The following is a 5,841-nucleotide window of genomic DNA, read 5'->3' on the forward strand; positions in this document are numbered from 1 at the left end:
TACGGCCCCGCGCCGGAGGTATGGACCCGAGGGATCCGGCCCGCAGGCAGCGGTCCGAGGGCTCCGGCCCGTAGGCCCGCGGCGCGTGTGACGGCACGCCGGCCGCCCCGCCCCGGCGGCTCGTTCGCCCCGGCCCTCGTCGCGCGTGGCGCCGGCGGGCCGGCCGGAGGGCTACGCCGCCCCGGGCCGCCGGCCCTCGCGTCCCGCCCGCCGCCGGTACTCGCCGGGCGGCATGCCGTACGCGCCGCTGAAGGCCCTGCTGAACTCCGAGGCGTGCCGGAAACCCCAGCGCGCTCCGATCGCCCGGACGCTCAGTTCCGCACAGGCCGGGGTGAGCAGGTCCTGGCGGCAGCGTTCCAGCCGCCGGCGGCGGATCCACTCGCCCACGGTCGTCCCCTGCTCACGGAAGAGCCGGTGCAGGTGGCGTACGGAGACGTGGTGGGCGGCGGCGATCGCCTCCGGGGTGAGCTGCCGCGCACCGAGGTGGCGGTCGATGAAGGCGTGGACGCCGGTCAGCAGGACCTGCCGGCGGACCTCCGCCGGAACCGCGCCCTCCGCGTCGCCGTGGTGGGCCAGCGTCGCCACCGCGAGATCCGTCAGCACGCCACCCAGGCGTACGCCGTCGTGCGGTCCGTACGGGCGGGTGTCGGCGACCAGGCGGTGCAGGAAGGAGGCCAGCAGCGCCCCCGTCCCCGTGCCGCAGTCCAGCCGGGTGGTCACCAGGCGGTCCAGGGTCCGCCGCGGGAGCGCCACCGCCTCGCGCGGGAGGGCCACGGAAATGGTTCCTGCCGTGGACCCCTCGGGGCGCGCCCAGGTGTCGAACGCCCGGCCGATGTCCAGGAGGACCAGGTCCCCGGGGGCCAGGGCCACCTCGCGTCGGTCGCTGGATGCTCCCTGACTGCCTCCCGTGTTCAGGCACAGCCAGTAGACGTCCAGGTCCTCCGCGCGCACCAGCTTCGGGGTGCGCCTGGAGTGCAGTGACGGGTAGTCGAGCACGTCGACCCGTGCGGCCCCCATGTCGATGTGCCTGAAGGAGACGCGGAAGTCGTGGGCGTCCTCGCTGGTGACATTGGTCGGCAGGAACGTCTGCCGGAGCAGGTCGCGGAACCACTCGTAGCGCTCGGCGGCCGGTAAGTGGTCGTTGCTGTAGACGGTTTCGCGCATGGTGACGTCCCCCCTGGGTCATACCGTGCGGATCGCCGGCCCCCGGGAAGTGTGCCGGGCGCGCATCGTCAATCCCCCGGCGCGCTCCGTCAATGACGGGGCGGCCCCCTCTTTCTAATCTGCTCTGTACATGCCATCAAGGGGGAGGGGTCCTCACATGTCGAGCACCACATCACAGCGCCGTCCGGTCCGGGCGGCCGTCACCATCCTGCTCGCCGTCCTCATGGCGTTCGGTGTCAGCGCCGCGATCACGCCGGCCGCACAGGCCGCCCCGCAGGCGGAGTGCTGGACCCCCCAGGCCAACGGGGAGGGACGCGGGTACATCTACTGGAACTACGGCGTCAACCTCAAGAGCGGGCCCTACCAGTCCGGATGCTGGAACACGGGGTGGGCCGGCGGCGGTTCCATGATCTACCTCCACTGCTGGACCTACAACTCCTACGGCAACACGTGGTGGTACGTCCGGGTCGCGGGCACCGACACCTACGGCTGGACCTCGGAGGACAACTTCTGGGGCGACTCGGTCGACGAGAACGGTGACGGGCACATCAGCTTCCACCAGTGCTGACACCCGCTCCGTCCGGAGGCCGCCCGCCCCTGCGGGCGGCCTTGGCGCGTCCCGGCCGGGACCGGGCACCGCCGCTACTGCGGACGCAGTACGGCCCGGCCCCGCGTACGCCGCCGGGAGGTCCCCGGGTTCGGTCCCCGGGCGGCGTCGGACCCCCGGACGTACCCCGTACGGTTGACGCATGGATCTTCGACTGCCCCGCCCGCGGTGGCTCCGGTCACGGCGGCCGCGACGGACCGCCGCCGCCGTGGCCGCCGCCGTCGTGCTCGCCGGGGCCGGCACCTGGACCGCCGTCGCCTCCGACGACCCGGCGCCCGCGGTCGACCGCGCCGACCGGACGGTGGCGACCGGCGGCGGAGTGCGCATCGACACCTCGTACTTCACCGCCGGCCCGGACGGCCGCCGCCCCGCCGTCCTGCTCGGGCACGGCTTCGGCGGCAGCAAGGACGACGTACGGCAGCAGGCCGAGGACCTCGCGCGCGAGGGGTACGCCGTCCTCACCTGGTCCGCGCGCAGCTTCGGGAAGTCCACCGGGAAGATCGGGCTGAACGACCCGGACGGCGAGGTCGCCGACGTCTCCCGGCTCATCGACTGGCTCGCCGAACAGCCCGAGGTCGCGCTGGACGGGGACGGCGACCCGCGCCTCGGCATGGCCGGCGCCTCCTACGGCGGCGCCATCGCCCTGCTGACCGCCGGGCACGACGACCGGGTGGACGCCCTCGCCCCCGCGATCACCTACTTCGACCTCGCCGAAGCGCTCTTCCCGAACGGCGTGTTCAAGAGGCTGTGGGCGGGCATCTTCGTCAACTCCGGCGGCGGCTGCGAGAAGTTCGAGCCCGCGCTGTGCCGGATGTACGAACGGGTCGCCGAGTCCGGCACCCCGGACGCGGAAGCGATCGCGCTCCTGGAGGAACGCTCCCCGTCCGCCGTCGCCGACCGCATCGACGTGCCGACCCTGCTGATGCAGGGCCAGTCCGACTCGCTGTTCCCGCTCGGCCACGCCGACGCCGCCGCGAAGGCGATCCGCGCGAACGGCGCCCCGGTCGACGTCGACTGGATCGCCGGCGGACACGACGGCGGGGAACCGGAGGCGGACCGCGTCCGCGCCCGCACCCGGGCCTGGTTCGACCGGTACCTGAAGGACGACGAGGGCGCCGACACCGGCCCCGCCTTCCGCGTCACCCGCACCGGAGGCGTCGACTCCACCGACGGCCGGGCCGTGCTGAGCGGCGCGAGCGCCGACCGCTACCCGGGCCTGACCGGCGGCGGGAAGGACATCCCGCTCACCGGACGCGAGCAGAGCTTCGCCAACCCGGCCGGCGCCAGCCCGCCCGCCGTCTCCGCCCTGCCCGGCCTCGGCGGTGCCGGCGGCCTCTCCCAGCTCTCCTCCCTCGGCGTCGGCGTCTCCCTGGACTTCCCCGGCCAGCACGCCCGCTTCGAGTCCGCCCCGGTCACCCGCGACCTGCGGATCACCGGCTCGCCGACCGCCACCGTCCACGTGAAGTCGACCGGCGACGACGCCGTCCTCTTCGGCAAGGTGTACGACGTCGGCCCGGACGGACGCCGGCAGGTACTGCCCTCCCAACTGGTCACGCCGCTGAGGATCGAGGACGCCGGGGCGGGCAAGGACGTCACCGTCACGTTCCCGGCCGTCGACCACGAAGTCCGCCAGGGCCACCGCCTGCGGCTCGTCCTCGCCTCCACCGACCTCGGCTACGCCTCCCCGGCCGCCCCGGCCACGTACACGGTCTCCCTGAAGGGCGACCTCACCGTGCCCACCGCGCCCGAGGTCGCCACCGCCGCGGCACCGCTGCCCTCCTGGGTGTGGTGGCTGCCGGCCGCCGGAGCCGCCGCCGCCCTCGCCCTCGTGCTCACCGGCCGCCGCCGCACCACGGCCACACCCCCCGACCCCGCGCTCGCCGGCGTGCCGCTGCAGATCACCGGCCTCAGCAAGCGCTACGCCCGCTCCGCCGACCGGTACGCCGTACGCGACCTGTCGTTCCGCGTGGAGAAGGGCCAGGTCCTCGGCCTGCTCGGGCCGAACGGCGCGGGCAAGACCACCACCCTGCGCATGCTGATGGGCCTGATCAAGCCCGACGACGGCGAGATCCGCGTCTTCGGCCACGCCGTCCGCCCCGGCGCGCCGGTGCTCTCCCGGGTCGGGGCCTTCGTCGAGGGCGCGGGCTTCCTCCCGCACCTGTCCGGCCGGGAGAACCTGGAACTGTACTGGCGGGCCACCGGCCGCCCGCCACAGGACTCCCGCATGGAGGAGGCCCTGGAGATCGCGGGCCTCGGCGACGCCCTCGCCCGCGCGGTGCGCACCTACTCCCAGGGCATGCGCCAGCGCCTCGCCATCGCCCAGGCCATGCTCGGCCTGCCGGACCTGCTCATCCTGGACGAACCGACCAACGGCCTGGACCCGCCCCAGATCCGCGAGATGCGCGAGGTGATGATCCGGTACGCGGCCGGCGGGCGCACGGTGATCGTCTCCAGCCACCTGCTCTCCGAGGTCGAGCAGTCCTGCACCCACCTCGTCGTCATGGACCGCGGGCAACTGGTCCAGGCCGGTCCGGTGCACGAGATCGTCGGCTCCGGCGACACCCTGCTCGTCGGCACCGCGTCCCCCGTGGACGAACCGCTCGCCGGGAAGGTGGCCGCCCTGCCGGGCGTCGCCTCGGCGGTCCCCACCGACGACGGGCTGCTGGTCCGCCTCGACGCCGACGGCACCGCCCCGCGCCTGGTCGCCGACCTGGTGCGGCTGGACGTGCCGGTGGTGTCGGTCGGCCCGCACCGCCGCCTCGAAGACGCCTTCCTCACGATGATCGGAGGTCCCGCATGAGCGCGCTCGACGCACGGACCGGGCCCGGGGGACCCGCCGAGCCCGCCGGGGTCACCGGCTCCGGACGGCCGGCGGGCCCGGAGCGGCCGGTGGAGACGGCCGACGGCTACCGCGCGGGCCGCACGCTGCCGCTGCGGGTCGAACTGGTCCGGCAGCTCAAGCGCCGCCGCACCCTCGTCATGGGCGCGATCCTCGCCGCCCTGCCGTTCGTGCTGGCCGTCGCCTTCGCCATCGGGGGCGAGCCGGAGGGCCGCGAGGGCCGGGTGACCCTGATGGACACGGCCACCGCGTCCGGCGCCAACTTCGCCGCCGTCAACCTGTTCGTCTCGGCCGGCTTCCTCCTCGTCATCCCCGTCGCCCTGTTCTGCGGGGACACGGTCGCCTCGGAGGCCGGCTGGTCCTCGCTGCGCTACCTCCTCGCCGCCCCGGTGCCGAGGATGCGGCTGCTGTGGTCCAAGCTCGTCGTCGGCCTGGGACTCAGCCTCGCCGCGATGGTGCTGCTGCCGGTGGTCGCGCTCCTCGTCGGCACGGCCGCCTACGGGTGGGGCCCGCTGCAGATCCCCACCGGCGGTTCGCTCGACCCCGCGACGGCGGCCCAGCGGCTCGTGGTGGTCGTGGGCTACATCTTCGTGTCCCAGCTGGTCACCGCCGGACTCGCGTTCTGGCTGTCGACCCGCACCGACGCCCCGCTGGGCGCGGTCGGCGGCGCCGTCGGCCTGACCATCGTCGGCAACGTCCTGGACGCGGTGACCGCCCTCGGCGACTGGCGGCACTTCCTGCCCGCGCACTGGCAGTTCGCCTGGGCCGACGCCGTCCAGCCCACCCCGCAGTGGTCCGGCATGATCCAGGGCACCGCGGTCTCGGTGACGTACGCGCTCGTGCTGTTCGCGCTGGCCTTCCGCGGCTTCGCCCGCAAGGACGTGGTGTCGTGACGGCGGGCCCCGGGTCCGGCCCGGGCCGGCGGAACGTCACCCGCCGGTCTCGGCGGGCCGGTTCCGTGCCCGCTTCGAGACCCGTCCGCAACGCCCCGTAGCGCACGTTCCGCCCCACTCCGGCGTCACAGTCGCAGGAAGTCGACGCCACCGGCAGCAGGGGGAACGGACGATGAAGCGGACGACGGACCCGGCGACGGACGGGACGAGGGCGGTACGAAGGGAAGGCGCCGGGACGCGCCGGGGGGCACGCCGCCTCCGGGCCGCCCTGGTCGCGCTCACGGCGGCGAGCGGCCTGCTGCTCACCGCGTGCGGCGGCGGGAGCGGGAACGGCGGCA

Annotated in this window: 4 protein-coding genes; 3 read left to right on the forward strand and 1 reads right to left on the reverse strand. The window is 74.7% G+C overall.

The annotated features are described in order from the left end of the window. Nucleotides 1-171: 171 nt before the first annotated feature. On the reverse strand, nt 172-1,164 hold the full coding sequence (locus AOK18_RS24230) for a helix-turn-helix domain-containing protein (RefSeq protein ID WP_055695709.1): 993 nt from the start codon (nt 1,162-1,164) through the stop codon (nt 172-174). 157 nt (nt 1,165-1,321) lie between these two features. On the opposite strand from AOK18_RS24230, the gene AOK18_RS24235 reads away from it, so the two are divergent. The 3 genes from AOK18_RS24235 (at nt 1,322) to AOK18_RS24245 (ending at nt 5,503) form a co-directional block, all read left to right on the forward strand. Then, nucleotides 1,322-1,732, forward strand: a complete 411-nt coding sequence (locus tag AOK18_RS24235) for a hypothetical protein (RefSeq protein ID WP_055571627.1) — start codon at nt 1,322-1,324, stop codon at nt 1,730-1,732. A gap of 181 nt (nt 1,733-1,913) precedes the next feature. Next, entirely contained in the window at nt 1,914-4,571 is a 2,658-nt protein-coding gene (locus AOK18_RS24240) for an alpha/beta fold hydrolase (protein ID WP_055695710.1), read from the forward strand. Then, nucleotides 4,568-5,503: an ABC transporter permease gene (locus AOK18_RS24245; RefSeq protein WP_240503299.1), complete on the forward strand. Its 936-nt coding sequence runs from the start codon at nt 4,568-4,570 to the stop codon at nt 5,501-5,503. The genes AOK18_RS24240 and AOK18_RS24245 overlap by 4 nt, the downstream gene beginning before the upstream one ends. Nucleotides 5,504-5,841 lie beyond the last annotated feature (338 nt).

It is taken from the genome of Streptomyces prasinopilosus (assembly GCF_001419695.1).
GTDB lineage: Bacteria > Actinomycetota > Actinomycetes > Streptomycetales > Streptomycetaceae > Streptomyces > Streptomyces prasinopilosus.